The sequence below is a fragment of the Egicoccus sp. AB-alg2 genome (assembly GCF_041821065.1).
In the GTDB taxonomy this organism is placed as follows: Bacteria; Actinomycetota; Nitriliruptoria; order Nitriliruptorales; family Nitriliruptoraceae; genus Egicoccus.
Window position 1 is genome coordinate 282,791 of the sequence record NZ_JBGUAX010000001.1, and the last position, 20,363, is coordinate 303,153.

19 protein-coding genes are annotated in these 20,363 nt (G+C 72.8%); 8 read left to right on the top strand and 11 right to left on the bottom strand.

The genetic code is table 11. The features are described from left to right. Positions 1–54 precede the first annotated feature (54 nt). The 4 genes from whiA to uvrC are packed head-to-tail and all read right to left on the bottom strand — an operon-like array spanning position 55 to position 4,911. Positions 55–1,035, bottom strand: a complete 981-nt coding sequence (gene whiA / locus ACERM0_RS01355; protein WP_373676692.1) for a DNA-binding protein WhiA — start codon at positions 1,033–1,035, stop codon at positions 55–57. Further along, positions 1,032–1,949, bottom strand: coding sequence for a uridine diphosphate-N-acetylglucosamine-binding protein YvcK (gene yvcK, locus ACERM0_RS01360; protein ID WP_373676693.1), 918 nt, complete (start codon positions 1,947–1,949; stop codon positions 1,032–1,034). Before yvcK ends, whiA begins: the two co-directional genes overlap by 4 nt. Beyond that, the gene (rapZ, locus tag ACERM0_RS01365; protein ID WP_373676694.1) at positions 1,946–2,929 is read right to left on the bottom strand and encodes an RNase adapter RapZ; all 984 of its coding nucleotides are present in this window, start codon (positions 2,927–2,929) and stop codon (positions 1,946–1,948) included. The genes yvcK and rapZ overlap by 4 nt, the downstream gene beginning before the upstream one ends. After that, positions 2,926–4,911: an excinuclease ABC subunit UvrC gene (gene uvrC / locus ACERM0_RS01370; protein ID WP_373676695.1), complete on the bottom strand. Its 1,986-nt coding sequence runs from the start codon at positions 4,909–4,911 to the stop codon at positions 2,926–2,928. The genes rapZ and uvrC overlap by 4 nt, the downstream gene beginning before the upstream one ends. 155 nt (positions 4,912–5,066) lie before the next feature. Between uvrC and ACERM0_RS01375 the strand changes: the two genes are divergently transcribed. Further along, positions 5,067–6,257 carry a mechanosensitive ion channel family protein gene (locus ACERM0_RS01375; protein ID WP_373676696.1) on the top strand — a complete coding sequence of 397 codons (1,191 nt, stop codon included), beginning with the start codon at positions 5,067–5,069 and terminating at the stop codon, positions 6,255–6,257. Positions 6,258–6,262: 5 nt separating this feature from the next. On the opposite strand, the gene ACERM0_RS01380 is transcribed toward ACERM0_RS01375, so the two are convergent. Together ACERM0_RS01380 and uvrA are read right to left on the bottom strand one after the other, a co-directional pair. Next, complete coding sequence (locus tag ACERM0_RS01380) at positions 6,263–7,384, bottom strand: GNAT family N-acetyltransferase (protein WP_373676697.1); 1,122 nt, start codon at positions 7,382–7,384, stop codon at positions 6,263–6,265. Between the two features lie 65 nt (positions 7,385–7,449). Beyond that, positions 7,450–10,407, bottom strand: a complete 2,958-nt coding sequence (uvrA, locus tag ACERM0_RS01385; protein ID WP_373676698.1) for an excinuclease ABC subunit UvrA — start codon at positions 10,405–10,407, stop codon at positions 7,450–7,452. Positions 10,408–10,638: 231 nt separating this feature from the next. On the opposite strand from uvrA, the gene ACERM0_RS01390 reads away from it, so the two are divergent. Both ACERM0_RS01390 and ACERM0_RS01395 read left to right on the top strand, forming a co-directional pair. Then, positions 10,639–11,646, top strand: a complete 1,008-nt coding sequence (locus tag ACERM0_RS01390) for a 2-hydroxyacid dehydrogenase (protein WP_373676699.1) — start codon at positions 10,639–10,641, stop codon at positions 11,644–11,646. Positions 11,647–11,681: 35 nt separating this feature from the next. Further along, the gene (locus ACERM0_RS01395; RefSeq protein ID WP_373676700.1) at positions 11,682–12,338 is read left to right on the top strand and encodes an MBL fold metallo-hydrolase; all 657 of its coding nucleotides are present in this window, start codon (positions 11,682–11,684) and stop codon (positions 12,336–12,338) included. A 46-nt stretch (positions 12,339–12,384) separates the two neighbouring features. Here ACERM0_RS01395 and ACERM0_RS01400 read toward each other — a convergent pair whose 3' ends face one another. Beyond that, positions 12,385–12,552 carry a hypothetical protein gene (locus tag ACERM0_RS01400; protein WP_373676701.1) on the bottom strand — a complete coding sequence of 56 codons (168 nt, stop codon included), beginning with the start codon at positions 12,550–12,552 and terminating at the stop codon, positions 12,385–12,387. Positions 12,553–12,706: 154 nt separating this feature from the next. Here ACERM0_RS01400 and ACERM0_RS01405 point away from each other — a divergent pair, with 154 nt between their 5' ends. Next, positions 12,707–13,183, top strand: a complete 477-nt coding sequence (locus tag ACERM0_RS01405; protein WP_373676702.1) for a winged helix-turn-helix transcriptional regulator — start codon at positions 12,707–12,709, stop codon at positions 13,181–13,183. Between the two features lie 59 nt (positions 13,184–13,242). Here the strand turns inward: ACERM0_RS01405 and ACERM0_RS01410 are convergent, their stop codons facing one another. Continuing rightward, positions 13,243–14,466, bottom strand: a complete 1,224-nt coding sequence (locus tag ACERM0_RS01410; RefSeq protein ID WP_373676704.1) for an MFS transporter — start codon at positions 14,464–14,466, stop codon at positions 13,243–13,245. Positions 14,467–14,665: 199 nt separating this feature from the next. Then, positions 14,666–15,706, bottom strand: coding sequence for a pirin family protein (locus ACERM0_RS01415; protein ID WP_373676705.1), 1,041 nt, complete (start codon positions 15,704–15,706; stop codon positions 14,666–14,668). 345 nt (positions 15,707–16,051) lie between these two features. Between ACERM0_RS01415 and ACERM0_RS01420 the strand changes: the two genes are divergently transcribed. The 4 genes from ACERM0_RS01420 to ACERM0_RS01435 are packed head-to-tail and all read left to right on the top strand — an operon-like array spanning position 16,052 to position 18,404. Then, on the top strand, positions 16,052–16,993 hold the full coding sequence (locus ACERM0_RS01420) for a hypothetical protein (protein WP_373676706.1): 942 nt from the start codon (positions 16,052–16,054) through the stop codon (positions 16,991–16,993). Continuing rightward, on the top strand, positions 16,980–17,489 hold the full coding sequence (locus ACERM0_RS01425; RefSeq protein ID WP_373676707.1) for an RNA polymerase sigma factor: 510 nt from the start codon (positions 16,980–16,982) through the stop codon (positions 17,487–17,489). The genes ACERM0_RS01420 and ACERM0_RS01425 overlap by 14 nt, the downstream gene beginning before the upstream one ends. A 2-nt stretch (positions 17,490–17,491) precedes the next feature. Next, positions 17,492–17,728, top strand: coding sequence for a hypothetical protein (locus tag ACERM0_RS01430; RefSeq protein ID WP_373676708.1), 237 nt, complete (start codon positions 17,492–17,494; stop codon positions 17,726–17,728). A gap of 43 nt (positions 17,729–17,771) precedes the next feature. Further along, complete coding sequence (locus ACERM0_RS01435; RefSeq protein WP_373676709.1) at positions 17,772–18,404, top strand: class I SAM-dependent methyltransferase; 633 nt, start codon at positions 17,772–17,774, stop codon at positions 18,402–18,404. Here ACERM0_RS01435 and ACERM0_RS01440 read toward each other — a convergent pair. Both ACERM0_RS01440 and ACERM0_RS01445 read right to left on the bottom strand, forming a co-directional pair. After that, positions 18,371–19,792: an ATP-binding protein gene (locus ACERM0_RS01440; RefSeq protein WP_373676710.1), complete on the bottom strand. Its 1,422-nt coding sequence runs from the start codon at positions 19,790–19,792 to the stop codon at positions 18,371–18,373. The genes ACERM0_RS01435 and ACERM0_RS01440 overlap by 34 nt on opposite strands. Before the next feature lie 114 nt (positions 19,793–19,906). Next, positions 19,907–20,308: a hypothetical protein gene (locus ACERM0_RS01445; RefSeq protein ID WP_373676711.1), complete on the bottom strand. Its 402-nt coding sequence runs from the start codon at positions 20,306–20,308 to the stop codon at positions 19,907–19,909. Positions 20,309–20,363: the final 55 nt, after the last annotated feature.

Consider the following 20,363-nt stretch of genomic DNA (forward strand, 5'->3'; position numbering starts at 1 on the left):
TCGCGTGCGCACCCCGCGTGGGCTCTCGACCCTATCACCGGCGCTCTGCCACGGTCAGGGGTCCGTCCGGTGGGGATCGGCCCGGCCGAGCAGGTCGGCGTGCAGCGCCTCGAGCTTGCGCAGCCGCCGGTGCACCGCGGACTTGCCGACCGGCGGATCGAGCAGCTCCCCGAGCTCCTGGAGGCTCGCGCCCGGGTTCGCGAGCCGTGCGAGCGCGACGACCCTCACGTCGTCCTCGAGGCCGTCCCAGCCGACCGCCTCGACGACCTCCTCGACGAGGCGGACCTGGGCGGTGGCGGCGTCGATGGTGCGGCGCAGGTTGGCGGCGTCGGCGTTGGCCAACCGGTTGGCGTCACCCCGCAGCTGGCGGCGCAGCCGGCGGTCGCCCCACTGCAGGAACGCGACGGTGGCACCCACCGCCGCGAGGAGGTCACCGATCGTGTCGCCGGACTTCACGACGACGCGGTGCCGCTCGCGGGTCCGGTCCTGGCCGCCGACGTGGCGGGCGGTGCCGCCCACGCACCGCTCGACGAGTCCGGCCAGGGCGGCGGCCGTCGCTTCGCTGCGGGTGGTGACCTCCAGGTGCGGCTCGCGGCCCGGGTCGGAGATCGAACCCGCCGCGAGCAGGGCGCCGCGGAGGTAGGCCACGGCGGCGGGCCGGCCCAGGTCGGGCGGCAGCCCGTCGCGGGGCCGGCCGGCGTCGTCGACCAGCGCCAGGTCGCGGGCCACGTGGTCGGCGCCCACCTCGACGCGGACACCGTAGGTCGAACGCCGTTGCACACCGCCCGGTGCCCGGACGAGCAGCTGGGGCCGCAGGCCGTAGCGGCGCTGCAGCAGGGCGAAGGTCCGGCGGGCGACGGCGCCGGAGCCGGTCGTGACCTCCAGCCGGCGCCGGACCCCGTCCTCGCCGCCGGCGACGGTCAGGCTGCCCGCCAGCCGCAGCAGCGCGGCGAGTTCGGCCCGGGTCTCCGCGTCGCCGCCCAGCGGCAGCCGGGCGAGCTCCTGCCGGACCGCCTCGGTGAACGACCCGCTCATCGGCCGGCGAGCAGGTCCGCGAACACGGCCGCCAGCGCCCGCGGGTCGTGCCCGTCCGCGCCGTCCAGCAGGTCGGTGGTGACGACGCGGGCGACCTGCCCGCGCAGCTCGTCGCCGCGCAACGGCTCGCCCACGCCCTTCGGCGGCGGACCGTCGTGGGCCACGCACACGTCGATGCGCAGGTTCGGCACGTGGGCACGCAGGGCGTCGAGGTGGTCGCGCAGCCCCAGTCCCTCGGTCTCCCCCGGCTGCTCCCGCAGGTTGGCCACCAGGACGACCGGCGCGGCCGTCGTCGCGAGCGCGGCGGCGACGCCGTCCACGAGCAGGTTGGGCAGCAGGCTGGTGAACAGCGACCCCGGCCCGAGCACGACCAGCTCGGCGGCGGCGATGGCCGGTCCGACGTCGGGGGCCGCCAGCGGTGCGTCCGGCTCCAGCCACACCCGCCGCAGCCGGGGGGTCGAGGCGACCGCCGCCTGCCCACGCACCTCGACGTCGTCCGTGCTGCCGTGCAGGACGACCGGTGTGGTGGTGCACGGCAACACGCGGCCCGGCACCTCGAGGACGCGGCAGAGTTCGTCGAGCGCGGCCTGCAGGTCGCCGCCGACGAGGTCCTGCAGCGCCACCAGCACGAGGTTGCCGAGGCTGTGGCCGCCCAGCTCGCCCCGCGGGAAGCGGTACTGCAACAGGCGTGCCAGCTGCCGCTGCCGCGCCATGGCGGTCACCGCCATGCGCAGGTCGCCCGGCGGCAGCACGCCGAGATCGCGCCGCAACCGCCCGGAGGAGCCACCGTCGTCGGCGACGGTCACGACGGCCGTGACCTCGTCGACCACCTCGGGCAGCGCCGCGAGGGTCCGCGCGAGGCCGTGGCCCCCGCCGATGGCGACGGCGGACGTCCGACGTGTGGGCGCGCTCACTCCTCGCCCAGGTCCCGGTGCTGCACGTTGACCGACAGGTCCGTCGTGGACCGCAGGTGCGCGCCGACCTCCTCGCTGATCGCGACCGAACGGTGCTTGCCACCGGTGCACCCGATCGCGATGGTCAGGTAGCGCTTGCCCTCCTGCACGTAGCCGGGCACGACGACGTCCAGCAACTGCTTGAGCGCGGTCATGAACGGGCCGCTCTCCGGCTGGCCGAACACGTAGTCGCGCACCGGCTCGTCACGGCCCGTGTAGGGCCGCAGCTCCTCGACCCAGTGGGGGTTGGGCAGGAAGCGGACGTCGAACAGCAGGTCGGCGTCACGCGGGGTGCCGCGCTTGAAGCCGAACGACACGACCTCGATGCGCAGCTTGGCGGCCTCGTGGCCCTGCAGCAGCTCCAGCAACCGGGCGCGCAGTTCGTGCACGTTGAGCCCGCTGGTGTCGATGATCAGGTCCGCCATGCCCCGCAGGTCGCTGAGCTGGGCACGCTCGGTCCGGATGCCGGCCAGGACGCCCGCGCCGTCGGCGGCCGGGTGACGGCGGCGGGTCTCCTCGAAGCGGCGCACCAGGACGTCGTCGTCCGCGTCGAGGAACAGCACCCGCACGTCGGCCTCGCTCGCCCGCAGCTCGCGGATGGTGTCGACCAGCGCAGCGAAGAACTCGCGGCCGCGGACGTCGACGACCAGGGCGAGGCGGCCGACCGACGACCCGGGCGCGAAGGCGAGTTCGGTGACGCGCGAGATCAGCGTCGGCGGCAGGTTGTCGATGACGAACCAGCCGAGGTCCTCGACGACGTTGGACGCCGTCGAACGGCCGGCGCCGGACAGGCCGGTGATGATCATGATCTCCGGCCGGTCGACCGTCTCCTCGTCGATGATGCGGTCGAACTGGCGCCCCTCGTCGCCGGGGGCCGCCGCGTGGGCCGGGCGGCCCTGGCCGGTCGAGGTGCCACCCGTGGGCTTCGCGTCGTCGGTCACGTGGACTCCTCGGTGACGGTCCCGTGCAGGTGGTCGTGGACGGCGGTGGCGATCCTACGGGACACCCCGGGCACGGCCATCAGCTCCTCGACGCTGGCACGCTTCATCGCGGCCACGGAGCCGAACTGGCGGAACAGCGCCTTGCGGCGGGTCGGGCCCACCCCCGCGACGCCGTCCAGGGCCGAGGAGGCCACGAGCTTGCTGCGGCGGTTGCGCTGGTAGGTGATCGCGAACCGGTGGGCCTCGTCGCGCACCCGCTGGACGAGGTAGAGGGCCTCGCTGCCGCGCGGCAGCACGACCGGCCGGGCCCGGCCCGGCAACCACAGCTCCTCGAACTTCTTCGCCAGGCCCACGAAGGCGACGTCGGCGGTGGCCAACTCACCGGCGCCCTCGAGGGCCGCGTTCAACTGGCCGACCCCACCGTCGATGATCACGAGGTTGGGCGGGTACGCGAAGCGTCGGGCGACCGGGTCGACGGCGTCGGCGGTCGCGTCGATGGCCGTCACCTCGCCGCCGGGGTCGCCGACCGGGTCCTCGACGACGTCGTCGGCGGTGCGGGTCTGCGCGAGGCGGGCGAAGCGTCGGCGGATCACCTCGCGCATGGAGGCGAAGTCGTCGTTGCGGTCGATCGAGAGCTTGAACCGCCGGTAGTCGGACTTCTTCGGCAGCCCGTCCTCGAACACCACCATGGAGCCCACCACCTCGGTGCCGCCGAGGTGGGAGATGTCGAAGCACTCGATGCGCAGCGGTGCCTCGTCGAGGTCCAACGCCTCCTGCAGTTCCTTCAGGGCCCGGCTGCGGCTCTCGAAGTCGCTGGCGCGCTTGAGGCGGGCGCGCTGGAACGCCTCGCGCGCGTTCTCCCCGACCGTCTCCAGGAACGCGACCTTGTCGCCGCGCTGCGGGACGACGAACCGGACCTTCTGGATGGGCCGGCCGCGCGAGCCGGCCCGCGTGTGGCGGCGCTGCTCGGCCAGCAGGGTGCTGAGCGCGTCGGCGTCCTCGGGCTCGACCGGGACCACGACCTGTGGCGGGATGTCGTCGTCGCGATCGGCGTACAACTGCAGCACGAAGGAGGTCAGCAGCTGTGCGGTCGTCAGCGGCTCGACCTTGTCGACGGTCCAGCCCTTGCGCCCCACCAGCCGGCCGCGGCGGACGAAGAAGGCCTGCACCGCGGCCTCCAGTTCGTCCTCGTGCACGGCGATGGCGTCGAAGTCCTCGGCCCGCGCGGACACGACCTGCTGCTTCTCCAGGGCCTTGCGGACCGCGGTCAGCTGGTCCCGGAAGCGCGCGGCCGCCTCGTAGTTCTGCTCCGCCGCGGCGGCCTGCATGTCGTGCTCGAGCTGGCGCAGGACCGGTCCGGTCTCGCCGTCGAGAAAGCGCCCGAGCCGCTCGACGAGGTCGTGGTGGTCGTCGAAGGAGATCTTGCCGACGCACGGGGCGGCGCAGCGGTCGATGTGGTAGAGCAGACAGGGCTTGCCGGTACGGGCGGCGCGGTCGTAGATGCCCTGCGAACAGGTCCGCACCGGGAAGGTGCGCAGCAGCAGGTCGAGGGTCTCCCGGATCGCGTAGGCGTGGGCGTACGGGCCGAACCGCAGGTCGCCCTTGGCGACCTTGCCGCGCTGCACCCGGGCCCGTGGTACCTCGTCGGAGGTCGTGAGCACGAGGTACGGGTACGACTTGTCGTCGCGGTAGCGCACGTTGTAGCGCGGCCGGTGGCGCTGGATGAGCGTGTACTCGAGATGGAGTGCCTCGACCTCGCTGTCGACGACGATCCACTCGACCGAGCGGGCCGCCTCGAGCATCGCGCGGGTGCGCGGCGCGATGTTGTGCCAGGCCTGGAAGTAGTTGCCCAGCCGCTGCCGCAGCGACTTCGCCTTGCCGACGTAGACCACCCGGCCGTGGGCGTCCTTGAACTGGTAGCAGCCCGGCGCCTCGGGGACGGTGCCGGGTTCGGGACGGAAGGCGAGAGCCGGGTTGCGCACGTCGATGGCCAGGCGTGGGGACGGGACGGACGGCCGCGGACGGCGCGCCGCATCGGGCCTTCGAGGGTAGCCCTGACCGGATGCCGCCCCCGTCAGGTTCGCCGCGCCGCGCCCGGCTCCTAGGCTCCTCGTGCACGCCCCCGCTAGGAGGACCGGTGCTGGTCGCGCAGACGGCCGCTGAGCTCGCCGAGGTGTGTGGTGTCGGCGAGGACGCGGAGATCGACTTCACCTGCGAGGTGCTGTACCGCCTGACGGGCAACGACCTCGTGGCCCGCGGCGGCGGGCTGGTCACGACCGCGCTGCGGGTGCTGCTGATCCTCGTGGTCGCCTTCGTGGCGACCAAGCTGCTGCGTACGGCGATCAGCCGCTTCGCCAGCACGATGGAACGGCGCATCCAGGCCCGGATCGAGCGGGGCGAGCAGCGCGGCACGCTCGACGTCGCGCGCTACCGCATGCGCCGGTTCCAGCGGCTGCACGCCATCACCGGGGTCATGCGCGGCGTCGCCGGCGTCGTGGTGTGGGTCATCGCCGTGTTCGCCGTGCTGTCGGCGCTGCAGATCAACCTCCAGCCGATCCTCGCCGGGGCCGGACTGGCCGGCATCGTGATCGGCTTCGGCGCGCAGCAGCTGGTGCGTGACGTCCTGGCCGGCATCGCGATGCTGATCGAGGACCAGTACGGCGTCGGCGACTGGATCGAGATCGACGGCCGGATCGGCCAGGTCGAGCGGGTCGGTCTGCGTGCCACCTCGATCCGCGACCTGGACGGAATCGTCTGGCACACGCTCAACGGCCACGTCCAGCAGGTCGGCAACCTCTCCCAGGAGTGGAGCCGGTCGCTGCTCGACGTCCCGCTCGCGCTCGACAGCGACGTGCCGGCGGCCAAGGCGATCATCCACAAGGTCGCGTCCGACCTCGCGGCGGACGCGGTCTGGGGCGACGACATCATCGGCCCGCCGGAGATCTGGGGCGTGCAGGACTTCGGCCCCGCAGGGCTCTCCATCCGGCTGGTCATCCCGACCAAGCCGATGGCGAACTGGGACATCAACCGCCAGCTTCGCGAGCGGCTCCACCGCGCCTTCGCGCAGGCCAACATCCGCATGCAGGGACAGCTGGTCGAGGTCGGCGGCATGGCCACCGGCTACCCGCTCTTCACCCGCATGCAGGAGGCCGACGGCGACCGTCAGTCACGACCCCGCCGCCGTGGTCTGGTCCCGCCCGACGTCGGGCCGCTGGACGCGCCCCCGCAGGTCGCCGCGGCCGAGCCCACCGCCGACACCGGCGAGCACGCCCGCGACCAGACCACGGAGTTGCGCCTGGAACGCGGGCGCGAGCCACGGCCCGACTGACCGGATCACCGGCGTGATGGCCCGGTCACCGGCGGGCGACCGGGTCCGTCGCCGACGCGAGCGTCGCGGCGGTAGTGGACGACCCGCAGGCCGGGGACCGGCTCGGTCTCGCCGGTGACCACGAAGCCCAGCGACTCGTACAACCGCCTCGCCGGCAGGTTCGCCGCCCCGGTCGCGACCTCGGCCCGGCGGTGCGGCACGACGGCGAGCACGAAGCCGACCAGGCGCCGCCCGAGCCCCTGGCGGGCACGGTCGGGACGCACGGCGAGCCGGTCGATGTCCAGCACCGTGTCGCGGACGCGGTAGCCGAGGGCCGCCACGGGCCCGGTCGCGTCCTCGATGCCCAGCACCACCAGGTCGGCGGCGATCAGCTCGGCGACCGTCTCGTGCAGGGGCGGGATGGCGCTCGACCCGACCAGCGCCGCCTCCTGGGCGTACGCCAGCCGCTGCAGGTCGACCAGCCGTGCCGCCACCTCGGGTGCGTCGTGGCGCAGCCGGCGGACCTGCGGCCGCGTGGCAGGGGCCGGCGTCCCCGAGTCGGTGGGCCGGCCCAGCGGGCCGAGCCACGGATGGCCGGCGGGCAGGTGCCGGGCCAGCCAGCCGCGCCGGCGGACGTCCAGGGCCGGCAGCACCGCGGCGAAGTCCGCTTCGTCCTTCGGGCGCGGCGTCCGGGCCTTCATCAGCAGCTGCAGCTCCGGGGCGAGCACCGGGATGCCGCCCACGTCGACCACCGCCTCGGTGAGGGACCGTCGCACGGCCGGGTCGCGCCGGGACACCCAGGACGGCCCGTCGGCCTCGTTCACGTGCAGCTGGAACCGCCACGACGCGCTACCGGGGCGTCGGGCCCACACGTCGTGGACACCGACGGGCAGCCACTCCCCCGGCGCCCACGGTCGCAGCGTGCCGGGCGGGTCCGCCGCCCACAGCTCCCAGCCGCGCAGGTAGCGCTGCACGGCCGCCTGGTCGCGGCGCAGCACCCCGACGTCGAGGTCGTCGTGGCGGCGCGTGCGTCGCCCGACGACCAGGTCCAGCGCCCAGCCGCCCGCGATCCACCAGGGGAAGGACGCACCGGCGAACACCGCCGCCGCCTGCGTGGGCGACAGCGGCTGCCAGTCGTCGAGGTCCATGCCGCCTCCCGCTCCGTCGCGCAGCGGGGCAGCCTAGGACGGGCGTGACCCTCGTCGACGCGTGGTCAACCCGGCAGCAGGTCGCGCAGGAACTTGCCCGTGTAGCTGGCCGGCGCGGCGGCGACCTCCTCGGGCGTGCCCGCCACGACGATCGTGCCGCCGCCGTTCCCGCCCTCGGGCCCGAGGTCCAGGAGGTGGTCGGCGGTCTTGATCACGTCGAGGTTGTGCTCGATCACGATGACCGTGTTGCCCTTGTCGACGAGGCGGTGCAGCACGTCGAGCAGGCGGCGGATGTCCTCGAAGTGCAGGCCGGTGGTCGGCTCGTCGAGGATGTAGACGGTCTGGCCGTTGTAGCGCTTGCGCAGTTCCGTCGCGAGCTTGACCCGCTGGGCCTCGCCGCCCGACAGCGTGGTGGCGGGCTGGCCGAGCCGCACGTAGCCGAGCCCCACGTCGTGCAGCGTCTGCATGTAGCCGGCGATGCCCGGGATGTTGGCGAAGAACGCCAGTGCCTCGTCGACCGACAGCTCGAGCACTTCGGCGATCGTCTTGCCCTTGTAGTGCACCTCGAGGGTCTCGCGGTTGTAGCGCCGGCCCTTGCAGACCTCGCAGGGCACGTAGACGTCGGGCAGGAAGTGCATCTCGATCTTGAGCGTGCCGTCGCCGCGGCAGGCCTCGCAGCGGCCACCCTTGACGTTGAACGAGAACCGGCCCGGCTGGTAGCCGCGGACCTTGGCCTCCGGGGTCGAGGCGAACAGCTGCCGGATGCGGTCGAACACGCCGGTGTAGGTCGCGGGGTTTGACCGGGGAGTCCGGCCGATCGGCGACTGGTCGACCACGACCGCCTTGTCCACGTGCTCGAGACCCGTGACCCGCCGGTGCTTGCCCGGCAGGGCGCGGGAGCCGTACACGTGGCGCATCAGCACGCGGGACAGGATCTCGTTTACCAGCGTGGACTTGCCGGACCCGGACACGCCGGTCACGCAGGTGAAGGCCCCCAGCGGGAACGCGGCCGACACGTCGCGCAGGTTGTGCTCGACGGCGCCCTCGATGGTGATGGCCTTGCCGTTGCCGCGGCGACGCTCGTCCGGCACGGCGATCTTGCGCTCGCCCGCCAGGTAGGCGCCGGTCAGCGACTTGCGGGTCAGGCGCTTGAGGCCCTCCACCGACCCGGAGTGCACGATCTCGCCGCCGTGCTCACCGGCGCCGGGGCCGATGTCGACGACGTGGTCCGCCGCGTCGATGGTGGCCTCGTCGTGCTCGACGACGATCAGGGTGTTGCCGAGGTCGCGCAGCCGGATCAGCGTCTCGATCAGCCGCTCGTTGTCGCGCTGGTGCAGCCCGATCGAGGGCTCGTCCAGCACGTACAGCACCCCGACCAGGCCGGCGCCGATCTGGGTGGCCAGCCGGATCCGTTGGGCCTCGCCGCCGGACAGCGAGCCCGCGGGCCGGTCGAGGGTGAGGTACTCCAGACCGACGTCGAGCAGGAACTGCAGCCGCGCGCGGATCTCCTTGATGACCCGGGCACCGATCAGCGTCTCGCGCTCGCTGAGCTGCAGCCCCTGGATGAAGGCGTCGGCCTCCGCGACCGAGGCGGCGGTCAGCTCGGCGATGGAGCGGCCACCGACGGTCACGGCCAGGATCAGTGGCTTGAGGCGCTTGCCGTCACACGCCGGGCACGGCACTTCGCGCATGTACTGCTCGACCTGCTGGCGCACGTGGTCGGAGTCGGTCTCCGCGTGGCGGCGCAGCAGCGAGGGGATGACACCCTCGACCTGGGCCTTGTAGGACCGCCGGCGGCCGTAGCGGTTGGTGTAGCTGACGTGGACGCGCCCGTCGACACCGTTGAGGACGGCGTCCTTCACCTCGGCGGCGAGGTCCTGCCAGGGCGTGGACGGCTCCCCGCCGGCGTGCCGGACGGTCGCGCGCAGCAGCTGCTGGTAGTAGTTGGACTGTGCGCCGGTCCCCCACGGCAGCACGACGCCCTCGTCGACCGACAGCGTCGGGTCGCCGATGACCAGCTCCGGGTCGACGGTCAGCTGCGTGCCGAGACCCGAGCAGGATTCGCACGCCCCGTAGGGCGAGTTGAACGAGAAGTTGCGCGGGGCGAGCTGCTCGAAGCTCAGACCGCAGTGGGCGCAGGCGAGGTGCTCGGAGAACACCAGCGTCTCCGCCCGCGGCTCGGGCAGGCCACGCTCACGGGCCTCCTCGAGGGTGTCGCGGGTCGGCAGCACCTCGATCATGGCGATGCCGTCCGCCAACTGCAGGGCGGTCTCGATCGAGTCGGCGAGGCGGCGGCGCAGGTCGGACTTCTGCACCAGCCGGTCGACCACGACCTCGATGGAGTGCTTCTTGTTCTTCTCCAGCCGCGGCACCTCGTCGATGGGGTGGACCTCGCCGTCGACACGGACCCGGGCGTACCCGTCGGTCGACAGCTGCTGGAACAGCGCGGCGTACTCGCCCTTGCGGCCGCGCACGACCGGAGCGAGCACCTGGAAGCGCGTGCCGGCGGGCAGCTCGTGGACCTGGTCCACGATCTGCTCGGCGGTCTGCCGCGCGATCGGGCGGCCGCAGTTCGGGCAGTGGGGTTGGCCGATCCGGGCGTACAGGAGCCGCAGGTAGTCGTAGATCTCCGTGATCGTGCCGACCGTCGACCGCGGGTTGCGCGAGGTCGACTTCTGGTCGATCGAGATCGCCGGCGAGAGGCCCTCGATGAAGTCGACGTCCGGCTTGTCCATCTGCCCGAGGAACTGCCGGGCGTAGGCGGACAGCGACTCCACGTAGCGGCGCTGGCCCTCGGCGTAGATGGTGTCGAAGGCGAGGCTGGACTTGCCGGAGCCGGACAGACCCGTGAACACCACCAGCGCGTCGCGCGGGATCTCGAGGTCGACGTCCTTGAGATTGTGCTCGCGAGCACCGCGGACCACGATCTTGTCGTGCGCGTCACGGCGGCGAGTGGCCACGGGCGACCCCCTGCGGCAGGACGGGTGGGACGGCGGGTGCGCCGGCCACGCGGAAGGATGCATTCGGGCGGACGTGCCCGGCGCCACGGGAACCCGTCGAGCAGGACCCGGACGCCGGTGAGGGTACTGACCACCGACCGTACCGCTACGGGCACCCTGAGTCGAACATTCGTTCGGCCGGCGTCGGGGGTGGCGGAGGCCGTTCCCGACCCTCGGTCCTGCTCCCTGACCGGCGACGATCCCTAGGCTGCGAGGCGAACCGCCTCGCCGCATCCCGCTCGACGGAGGCCCGCCGTGCGCATCGCCGTCTTCAGTGCCCGCTCCTACGACCGTCGCTTCCTCGAGGAGGCCAACGAGCGGCACGGCCACGACCTGCACTTCCTCGAGGCCCGCTTGGACGACACGACGGCGGCGCTCGCGGACGGCTTCGACGGGGTGTGCGTCTTCGTCAACGACACCGTCGACGCGCCCGCCATCGAGCAGTTGGCGGCCGGTGGGACGCGGCTGCTCACCCTGCGGTCGGCCGGCTACAACCACGTCGACCTCGCGGCTGCCGAGCGCCACGGCATCACCGTGGCCCGGGTGCCCGCCTACTCGCCGTACGCGGTCGCCGAGCACACCGTCGCCCTCATGCTGTCCGTCGAGCGCAAGATCCACCGGGCCCACAACCGCGTCCGCGAGGGCAACTTCGCCCTGGACGGACTGCTCGGGTTCGACCTGCGCAACAAGCGCATCGGCATCATCGGCACCGGCAAGATCGGCATGATCGTCGCCCGCATCATGCGCGGGTTCGGGTGCTCGATCCGCGCGTACGACCCCTTCCCCAGCGACGACGTGCGTGACCTCGGCGTCCGCTACGAGGACCTGGACACCCTGCTCGGCGAGTGCGACGTGATCACGCTGCACTGCCCGCTGACGCCCGACACCTACCACATCATCGACGACGCGGCCCTACGCAAGACCAAGCCGGGCGTGATGATCGTCAACACCTCCCGGGGGGCGCTCATCGACACGCCGGCGGTGATCGAGGCGCTGAAGGACGGCCGCATCGGGCACCTGGCGCTGGACGTGTACGAGGAGGAGGGCGACCTGTTCTTCGAGGACCTCTCGGACACGGTCATCCGTGACGACGTGTTCTCGCGGCTGCTCACCTTCCCGAACGTGCTGATCACCGCCCACCAGGCCTTCTTCACCGAGGAGGCGCTGCGCAACATCGCGGAGACGACACTGGGCAACGCGACGGCGTTCGCCGAGGGCCGGCGCTCCGGCAACGAACTGCAGGCCGAGGCCGTGCGCGGCTGACCGAGGTCGTTCGCGCCACCGACCCGGAGGACACGATGAGCGACGAGTACACCGGCCACGTCGAGCCCGACGGCGACTGGCAGGACCGCACCGACGGGCACCTGTTCGTGCGCAAGCTCAGCGTGGAGGAGTTCGACAACAACTGCTACGTGGTGGCGTGCACCCGGACGCGTGAGGCACTGCTGGTCGACGTGGCGGCGCGCCCCCAGCGCCTGCTCGAGGCCCTGGAGGGCTTCTCCCCCGTCGCCGCCGTCCAGACCCACGGGCACTGGGACCACGTGCGGGCGTGGGAGGGCGTCCGCGACGCCGGCATCGAGGTGTGGGGTCACCCCGGCGACGCGCCGCTCTTCCCCCACGACGTGGACCGGGAACTGTCGGACGGCGAGCGCCTGGCCGTCGGCGACGTCGAGGTCGAGGTGCTCCACCTGCCCGGCCACACCGAGGGCTCGCTGCTCTACCTGGCCCACGGCGAGGAGCGCCCGCACCTGTTCAGCGGCGACACCCTGTTCCCCGGCGGGCCGGGCAACACCTTCGGCAACGTGGACAACCACCGCCGGGTCATGGACGGGCTGGAGACGCAGGTCTTCGCCCGCCTGCCGGACGCCACCTGGGTCTACCCCGGCCACGGCGACGACACCACGCTCGGCACGGAGCGTCCCCACCTGCAGGAGTGGCGCGAGCGAGGCTGGTGAGCCAGGGCGTCCCGGTCTCCCCGGTGCCCCTGGGGCGACGCCCCGGTCAGGCGGTGGCGTCGCCGCGGCGGGAGGCGTGGAGCCAGCCCGGGTCGAGGTCGAGGAGCAGGTCCTCGGCGGTCAGTTCGAAGATGATCGGGTCGTTGGCCACCAGGCTCCGGCGCGGCCGCCGTCGGCCGCCGCGTGCGTATCCGTGGCGTTCGTGCTGGCGCATGATCGGGTCTCCTCGTCGCCGGCGGGGTCACCGCCCGGCGTCGGTCCGGATGTGTGGATCGAGATGAGTTGCAGATCGAAACTCGCTGACCCGACTCTACGTGAGTGGGTTGCAAAACACAACCCATATCCTGACCTCGTGGTACGGTCGTCCCATGGCGAAGACGGACCTCACCCGGCACTGCACGGTCGCGCGCACCCTCGAGGTCATCGGCGATCGCTGGACGGTGCTCGTCCTGCGCGATGCGTTCTACGGCGTGCGCCGGTTCGAGGACTGGGTCGCCGATCTCGGCATCGCGCGCAACATCCTGACGGACCGGCTCGGCAAGCTCGTCGATCACGGCGTGCTGGAGAAGCAGCCCTACGCCGAGCGGCCGGTCCGCTACGAGTACCGGCTGACCGAGAAGGGCAAGGACCTGCTCCCGGTGGTGCTGTCGCTGGCCGCCTGGGGCAGCCGCTGGGAGACCGAGGACCGTCCCGAGGCGGCCCGCATCGTGCACACGAGCTGCGACCACGACGCCGATCCGACCGTGGTGTGCGGCCACTGCGGCGACCCGCTGCGCCGCCGCGAGATCCGTGTCGAGCCGAACCCGGTGCGGCGCACGACCCCGGCCGACGTGACGGCCCCCTGACCGCCGCGCCGACGGGGTCACGCGGCGCCGACCGGCTCGTCATGCCGCGCCGGCCGCGATCACACCGCGTCGCGCGCTTCCTCGACGTCGAGGTCGCCGCCCCGCAGGACGAGCAGCAGCACCACGCTGGCCAGCACGTGCACCAGCAGCAGCGACCGCGTCAGGCCGGCGCGCTGCGCGACCCAGGCGAACGCCCCGGCCAGCGGCAGCAGCCCCAGCAGTGACGTCACGCCGGCCAGCGTCCCGGCCCGGTCCGGCAGCGCGGCGAGGGCCCGGCCACGCAGGATCGGCCAGAGCGGTGCCAGCACCAGGTCGCGTGGGACGACCAGCGCCAGCTTGTTCCACGTCCCCGGGGTCAGCAGCCACACCGGGTACAACACCAGGCCGGCGAGGCCGCACGCGAGCACGATCGTGCGTCCGTCGTGACGTCGCAGCCACCGGTCGAGCAGCACCAGACCGACGAACGACGCCGCGGTCCCGGTGACCGCGTGGACCGCGACGAACGTCTGCGACGCACCGACGACGTCGACCAGCCAGACCGGTTCGAACAGCTCGGCGAGGTCGAGGACCTCGAACAGCACCAGCGCTGCCAGCCACGGCCGCGCCCGCCGGTCGCGCAGCACACGGACCACGTCCTGCAGGGCCTGGCGCACGCCCGGCGACGTGCCCGAACGTGGCGGCGGCGGCAGGACCGCGTCGTGCAGTGCCAGCGCGTACCAGAGGGCCGCCCCACCGGCGAGCACCAGCAGCAGCCGGTGGTCGACGCCGAACCGCCCGGCGAGCGCCACCGCGGCCGGCGCCAGCAGCGCGCCGACGGTGTCGATGGCGGTCGAGCGGCTGGCGATCCGCTCGACGTCGGCGGGGTGGCTCTCCACCAGCACGACGTCCGCGGTCGCCGTCAGGGGACCGGACGCCGCGCCCACGACGGCGAAGCCGGCCAGGAGCCAACCGAAGTTCGGCGCACCGGCCGCCAGGAGCAGGCCGGCGCCCCAGCCGGCCGCTCCCCACACCAGCAGCGGTCGCCGCCGCACGAGGTCGATCGCGCCACCAGTCAGCGGCTCGACCACGGCCGCGACCGAGTACAGGGCCTGGAAGCACCAGCCGAGCTGGACCACGCTCAGCCCGAGCCGGTGGCGCAGCGTCGGGCCCAGGACGATCAGCAGCCCGCTGCCGACCTCGTCGGCGAAGCGGGCGAACAGCAGCAGGACGGTCGAGCGCTCGTCGAGTTCGGCGCGCCGGCGCAGCGCACGCAGGCGCAACACCTCGAGGAACCACGGGATCATCGCTTCCTCCAGCGATCGAACGGATCGGTCGGTGGAAGCGATGGCGGCGGGGCACGCGGACGCGCGCACCGCGGAACGGGCTCAGATCAACGGGGCACGAGGCTGGCGGACACGACGGCTCCTTCGACGTCGGTGAGCATACGCGCGGTCGCCGGGACGGCGCGGAGAAAATCGGCCAGCCCGCACCGGATGCCGAGCGTCACGCGGTTGCGGCGAAGTCCTCGACGCGCCCGTCGGCGTGGCGGGCGAATCGGCGCAGGTCGGGGCCGTGGTTGGGGTCGTCCGCCGGCCAGGGCCAGCCGCCGAAGTAGGTCTCCTGGTAGTCGTGATAGGCCTTCTGGATCTCCGCCTTCGTGGTCATCACGAACGGGCCGTACTGCACGATCGGCTCGCCGATCGGGCGGCCCTGCAGGACCAGCACCTCGGCGCCGTCGCCGGTGTCGCGCAGGGTGATCGGCACGTCCGGGCGCACGACCGCCGCGTGGCCGCCCTCGACCTCGGCGTCGCCGATCCGTACCGACCCGCCGGCGAAGACGTAGACGGTGCGGATGGTCTGCTCGTGCGCGGCGGGGGCCAGTCGCCAGGCACCGTCGGGCGAGATCGCGGCGTGGTAGATGCCCACGTCGGTGTCGCGGCGCGACGCCCACGAGTGCGGCGGCGGTGCGGGCGCACGACGGCCCGGGACGAGCTCACCGGCGACCACGGTCACCTCGGTGGGCCGGCCGGCGTCGTCCAGGAAGGTGTGCCGCGGGATCTCGTGGCTCCACAGCATCGAGAAGTGCGGCGGCACCATCTTGTCGCTGGCCGGCAGGTTGATCCAGATCTGGAACAGCTCGGTCTCGTTGTGCCGGTCGCGGTTGAGCAGCGGGAACATCTCCGCGTGCACGATGCCGGAGCCGGCCGTCATCCACTGGACGTCGCCGCGGCCGAAGCGGGCGGCGGCACCGAGCGAGTCCGAGTGGTCCATGAACCCGCGGCGCATGAACGAGATGGTCTCGAAGCCCCGGTGCGGGTGCTGCGGGAACCCCGGCACCAGCGAGCCGTGGTACATCGACCAGCCGTCGCGGCCCGAGAAGTCCATGCCGAGGTTGCGCCCCACGAGCGGCGCACAGGGCCCGAGTTCGTCGTCGCCCTCGGGATAGTCGTCGTCGTGGTGGACGCAGAACAGGAACGGGTCCACCGTCTGCCAGACGCGGTCGAGCGCGACCGTCTGCAGGACCACGTCGTCGGGAAGGTTCACGGGGCGACTCCTCCGGGCCAGGACGCCAGCGTACGGTAGTTCGCTGTGCAATCAATCCCGGACCGGTGGACGCCGTACTGGGTCGGCGCGCGTACGAGCGATCCCTTCCAACACCCGGGCCGCTCGTCCGTCTTCCTCCGTGCCGACCGACGAGGCGAGCATGCTGGAACTGGAACCCGAAGCCGTACACGCCCGGCAGGAGCAGTTGCTGCGCGATCTGCAGGCGAGCAGGCTGCCGCGACGGCGGCGTGCCCGTGGGGCACCGACCTGGGCCGCGCGAGCCCGTGCCGCGCTCCGGCGCCGGACGTCGCCACGTGGCGCGATCACCCTGAGGAGGAACTGACCATGGACGCGACACCCACCGGGGTGATCAGCAACGTCGCCTTGCTGGACCTCACCAGCCTGCACGAACGCGAGGAGCTGGAAGCGATCGCCCGCATCGACGACGTGGCGGTGATCCTCGTGCGCGAGTCGCTCGCCGGCGCACTGGCCAGGATCCCCACGACCAACGTCGCGAGCATCGTGCCCATCGCGGACGGCGCCCGCACGCAGGTGCACACGGGCGGGGTGGTGATGAGCGGCGAGGCGCTGGCGGCTCCGGACAACGAGGACGCCGTGCTCGTCGTCACGGGCAGTCTGCTGCTGTCGAGCCCCGTACCGGCCGTCACCTACCGCGGCATCGTCGTGACCGGTGTGGTGCTCGCACCCTTCGGCAGCGAGACGGCACTGGGCAGCGGCCTGACCCGGGTGACCGGCGCGGTGCAGTACTTCCGCCACGTCGAGGGGCAGCGCTTCCGGACGCTCTCGGGACAGTCCCGCATCAGCGGCGCGTTCCTGGCGAATGCCGGTGGCGACCCCGGTGACGTCCTCTTCGTCGCCGGCCAGACGATCGTGACGGGTGAGGTCGACGCCGTCGGCTTCCAGCTGGTCGTCGCCGCGGGTCAGCTGCTGCTGCCACGTGCGAGCGAGGCGGTGCTCGCGCCGGTGCTGACCGCCGAGGGTCAGCTCGTCTGGTACGGCGGGAGCCGACCGCGCTTCTTCCTCGGCAACGAGTCGTTCGGACGCGACTTCTTCGAAGCCCTCGACGACGGCACCGCCCTGGTCCTCGTCGGCGACGTCGAGTTCGCCGACGACGTCACGCCGGAGGTCCTGCGGGGCAGGATCGAGGAGATCACGCTCGTCGGCCGACTGTCCGCGCCCGATGGGGCCGTCGGGGTCGTCCAGGCCCTCTGCAGGGAGAAGCACGGCACGATCGTCCCACGACGGAGTGCCGGTGCCCCCGGGTGACGAGGACGCCTTCCGCCAGGTCTTCGAGACCCATCGACACGCGCTCCACGGCTTCCTGCTCGGCCGCACGTCCGATCCGGAAATGGCGCGGGACCTGCTGCAGGAGACGTTCCTGCGCCTGTGGCACCGCTTCGACGAGGTCGGTGACCTGGAGGAGGATCGCCTGCGCGGATGGCTGATCACCGTCGCCCGCAACCTCGTCGTCGACGGCTACCGCGCCGCCGCGACGCGTCGCGCCACGGTCACGGCCCTGGGGCGGCAACCGGCCCCGGCGGCCGAGGACCTCGCCGACCGCGCGTCCCGGCGCGACGAGGTGGCCCGCGTGCACCAGGCCATCGCGACCCTCCCGGACGAACAGCGGCAGATCCTGACGATGGCGACCGTCGGCAGCATGACCAGCCAGCAGATCGGTGAGGCGCTCGACCTCCCGGCCGGCACGGTGCGCTACAAGCTCCACCAGGCCCGAGAACGCCTGGCCCTGAACCTCGAGGACTGACGATGGACGAGCGAAGGCAAGCCCACCTCGACCGGCTGTTGACCACGTGGGCGGCCGCGCAGCGCCTCGGCGACGACGAGGCCGACCGGCTCGTCGGCCAGATCGTGGCGCAGCCACGTCCCACGCTGGCGCCCGCCTGGTGGGCCGACTTCAGCGGGCAGGTCAGCGCCGCGATGGTGCGAGCGATGGCGCGCCCGTCCCCCGGCGGCTGGGCCGTGCAGGCACCGTCGGTCAGCTGATGGGCGGCCCTGCCCGGACCCGAACGGAGGCACCGCGGCGACCATGACCGAGAACGAGGCCCGCACACGGTGGAACACGCGCCATGCCGCACGTGCACGCCACCCCGACGCGGCGCGCTTCCTGACCGCCAGGGAGGATCTGCTGCCGCGTTCGGGCCGCGCCCTGGACGTCGCCGGTGGGACCGGCCGTAACGCCGTCCGGCTCGCCCGACGGGGGTTGCGGACGACCCTGGTGGACGTCTCCGACGAGGCCTGCCGGCAGGCGCGCGAGGCGGCGGCCGCCGTCGGCGTCGCGCTCGAGGTGGTGCGTGCCGACGTCACCACCGACGGCCTGCCCGCGGGCCCGTGGGACGTGGTGCTGTGCCACCATTTCCTCGACCTCGCCGTGTGGCGGTCCGGCGCGCAGGCGCTCTCCCCCGGCGGGCTGCTGCTGGCCTGCCAGCCCACGGTCCGCAACCTGGAGCGCCACGAACGGCCCGCCCGCCGGTGGCTGCTGGACGAGGGCCAGCTGGCGGCCGAGGTGGCCGGGTGGTGCGACGTCGAGGTGATCGAGCTGGACGAGGGTTGGACGGACGAGGGCCGCCACGAGGCACGGCTGGTCGTGCGCCGGACGGACCCGCACCCCTCCGGGCGAGACGCCGTTCAGCGCGCCACGCTGGCCAGCGGGACGGTGTAGCTGAAGGTCGAGCCCTTGCCGGCCTCGCTCTCCACCCAGATCAGCCCGCCCTGGCCCTCCACGAGCGCCTTGGCGGTGTGCAGCCCGAGTCCCGTCCCGCGGGTCTGGCGGTCGGCGCGCTCACGCAGCCGCGAGAACGGCAGGAAGAGGGCCGCCTGCTCCTCGCGACCGATACCGACGCCGTCGTCGCGCACGCGCACGACCTGGCGATCGGTGTCCTGCTCGACCGAGACCCGGACGACCGAGGTGTCCGGCGAGAACTTGACCGCGTTCGTCAGCAGGTTCGTCAGCACCTGCAGCTGGCGATCGGCGTCGGCCTGCACCGGCGCGAGGTCACGGGGCGCGTCGACCACGATGGCACGCTGCGTGGCGTCGCGCACGTGCGCGACGGCCTGCTGGACGACGGGGAGCAGCGCCATCGGCCGCAGCTCGTAGGTGAATCTGCCGGAATCGATGCGCGCCACGGTGAGGATGTCGGCGGTCAGCCGCTCGATGCGGTGGATGCTCTCCAGGGCGGTGCCGAGGTGGTCCTGGATCGTGTCGGGTGGCAGCTCGTGCCAGCGGGAACGCACCAGTTCGAGCAGCGCGGCGACCACCGTCGCCGGGCTCTGGATGTCGTGCACCACCATGGACACGAACTCGTTGCGGACGGCGTCCAGGTCGCGCAGGTGCTCGAGCAGCGCCTCGAGCTCGCGCTGACGCCGCCGCAACTGGTCGATCTCCACGCGCCCGGCGCCCGCCTCCTGCTGCAACAGCGCCACCAGGCGCTCGGTGGCGTCCGGACCGTCGACGCGCTGCAGCACCTCGCTGGGCAGCACGTGGTTGTGCCGCTGTAGAACCGCGCGGAACGCCTCGGCCGACTCCGACCGGTCGAACGCGTGCATCGGATAGGCACAGAACAGCACGAAGGGGTGGTCGGCGGCGAGGTCGTTCCAGGCGTCCTCGAGTTCCACCACCGCCGGGACGTGCCCGCGGTCCCACAGCAGCGCCACCATCTCGCCGAAGACGCGCACCCGGCGCCCCTCGCCAGCGGCCCGCGTCAGGACGTCCCCCACGATGCGCCGGAACGCGTCGCGGTCGAGGCGGCCGTCCAGCAGGAACCGGTCGATCAGGTCCGAGGCGTCGGCATGGACGAGCGCGCCCGCGCGGACGGCGCCGACCACGTCGACCCCCGCCTCGCGCAGGGCGGCGTCGAACCGGTCCCGGTGCTCGGGCGTGGCGACGACCACCCCGGCGTCACCGGCCAGCAGGCCGGGCGCGAGGAACGCGGCCACGGCCTGCGCGAGGTAGGCCTCGTCGTCGTAGAAGCCCACGAGATGGTCGCCCGCCGACGTGTCGACGACCGACCGTGCGAGGCTCGAGGCCGCCAGCAGCGGCGTCTGCTCCACGTACCTGCACCTTCTTGCTTGCCACCCGACTGCACCGAGCGACGCTATCAGTGCCCCGGGGGACACAGGACAGGCGTCCTGGTCGGAGGACCGGTCCGAACCAGGACGGTGCGGTCAGAGGATGCCGCGCGCCCCGACCGTCGCGGTCAGCACTGCCCCGAACGCCAGCACCAGGGCCACGACCAGGCCACGTCCGGCGGCCTGGTGGGCCGCGACGGCCATGCGCTGGCGACGCCCGCGCTTCACCCCGAGGTGGGCAGCCACCAGTGCCAGGACGGCCAACACCGGGTGCACGTAGCGCAGCAGGGCCGAGGGGTGCTCCCAGTACTGGCCCATGCCGTAGACCGCCAGACCGAGCAGTACCTGCAGGTCGAGCATCACGGCCGCGAAGGCGTACGGACCGGGCGTGAACTCCCGGGCGTCGCGCGCCCGGCCGAAGGCCACACCGGCCACCACCAGCACGATCACGGCCACCAGATAGCCCGTGCCCTGGTGGATCGCGGCCAAGACATCCACGGTGCTGCCTCCTGATCGGCGGGCAGCCTAGCCCTAGCGGGCCGGCGTCCCCGTG

Excerpts from the sequence above, each read along its gene's own strand:
- whiA (WP_373676692.1), bottom strand. The coding sequence starts at position 1,035 with ATGAGCGGGTCGTTCACCGAGGCGGTCCGGCAGGAGCTCGCCCGGCTG.
- ACERM0_RS01380 (WP_373676697.1), bottom strand. The coding sequence starts at position 7,384 with ATGGACCTCGACGACTGGCAGCCGCTGTCGCCCACGCAGGCGGCGGCG.
- uvrA (WP_373676698.1), bottom strand. The coding sequence starts at position 10,407 with ATGCATCCTTCCGCGTGGCCGGCGCACCCGCCGTCCCACCCGTCCTGC.
- ACERM0_RS01395 (WP_373676700.1), top strand. The coding sequence starts at position 11,682 with ATGAGCGACGAGTACACCGGCCACGTCGAGCCCGACGGCGACTGGCAG.
- ACERM0_RS01400 (WP_373676701.1), bottom strand. The coding sequence starts at position 12,552 with ATGCGCCAGCACGAACGCCACGGATACGCACGCGGCGGCCGACGGCGG.
- ACERM0_RS01405 (WP_373676702.1), top strand. The coding sequence starts at position 12,707 with ATGGCGAAGACGGACCTCACCCGGCACTGCACGGTCGCGCGCACCCTC.
- ACERM0_RS01410 (WP_373676704.1), bottom strand. The coding sequence starts at position 14,466 with ATGATCCCGTGGTTCCTCGAGGTGTTGCGCCTGCGTGCGCTGCGCCGG.
- ACERM0_RS01420 (WP_373676706.1), top strand. The coding sequence starts at position 16,052 with ATGGACGCGACACCCACCGGGGTGATCAGCAACGTCGCCTTGCTGGAC.
- ACERM0_RS01430 (WP_373676708.1), top strand. The coding sequence starts at position 17,492 with ATGGACGAGCGAAGGCAAGCCCACCTCGACCGGCTGTTGACCACGTGG.
- ACERM0_RS01435 (WP_373676709.1), top strand. The coding sequence starts at position 17,772 with ATGACCGAGAACGAGGCCCGCACACGGTGGAACACGCGCCATGCCGCA.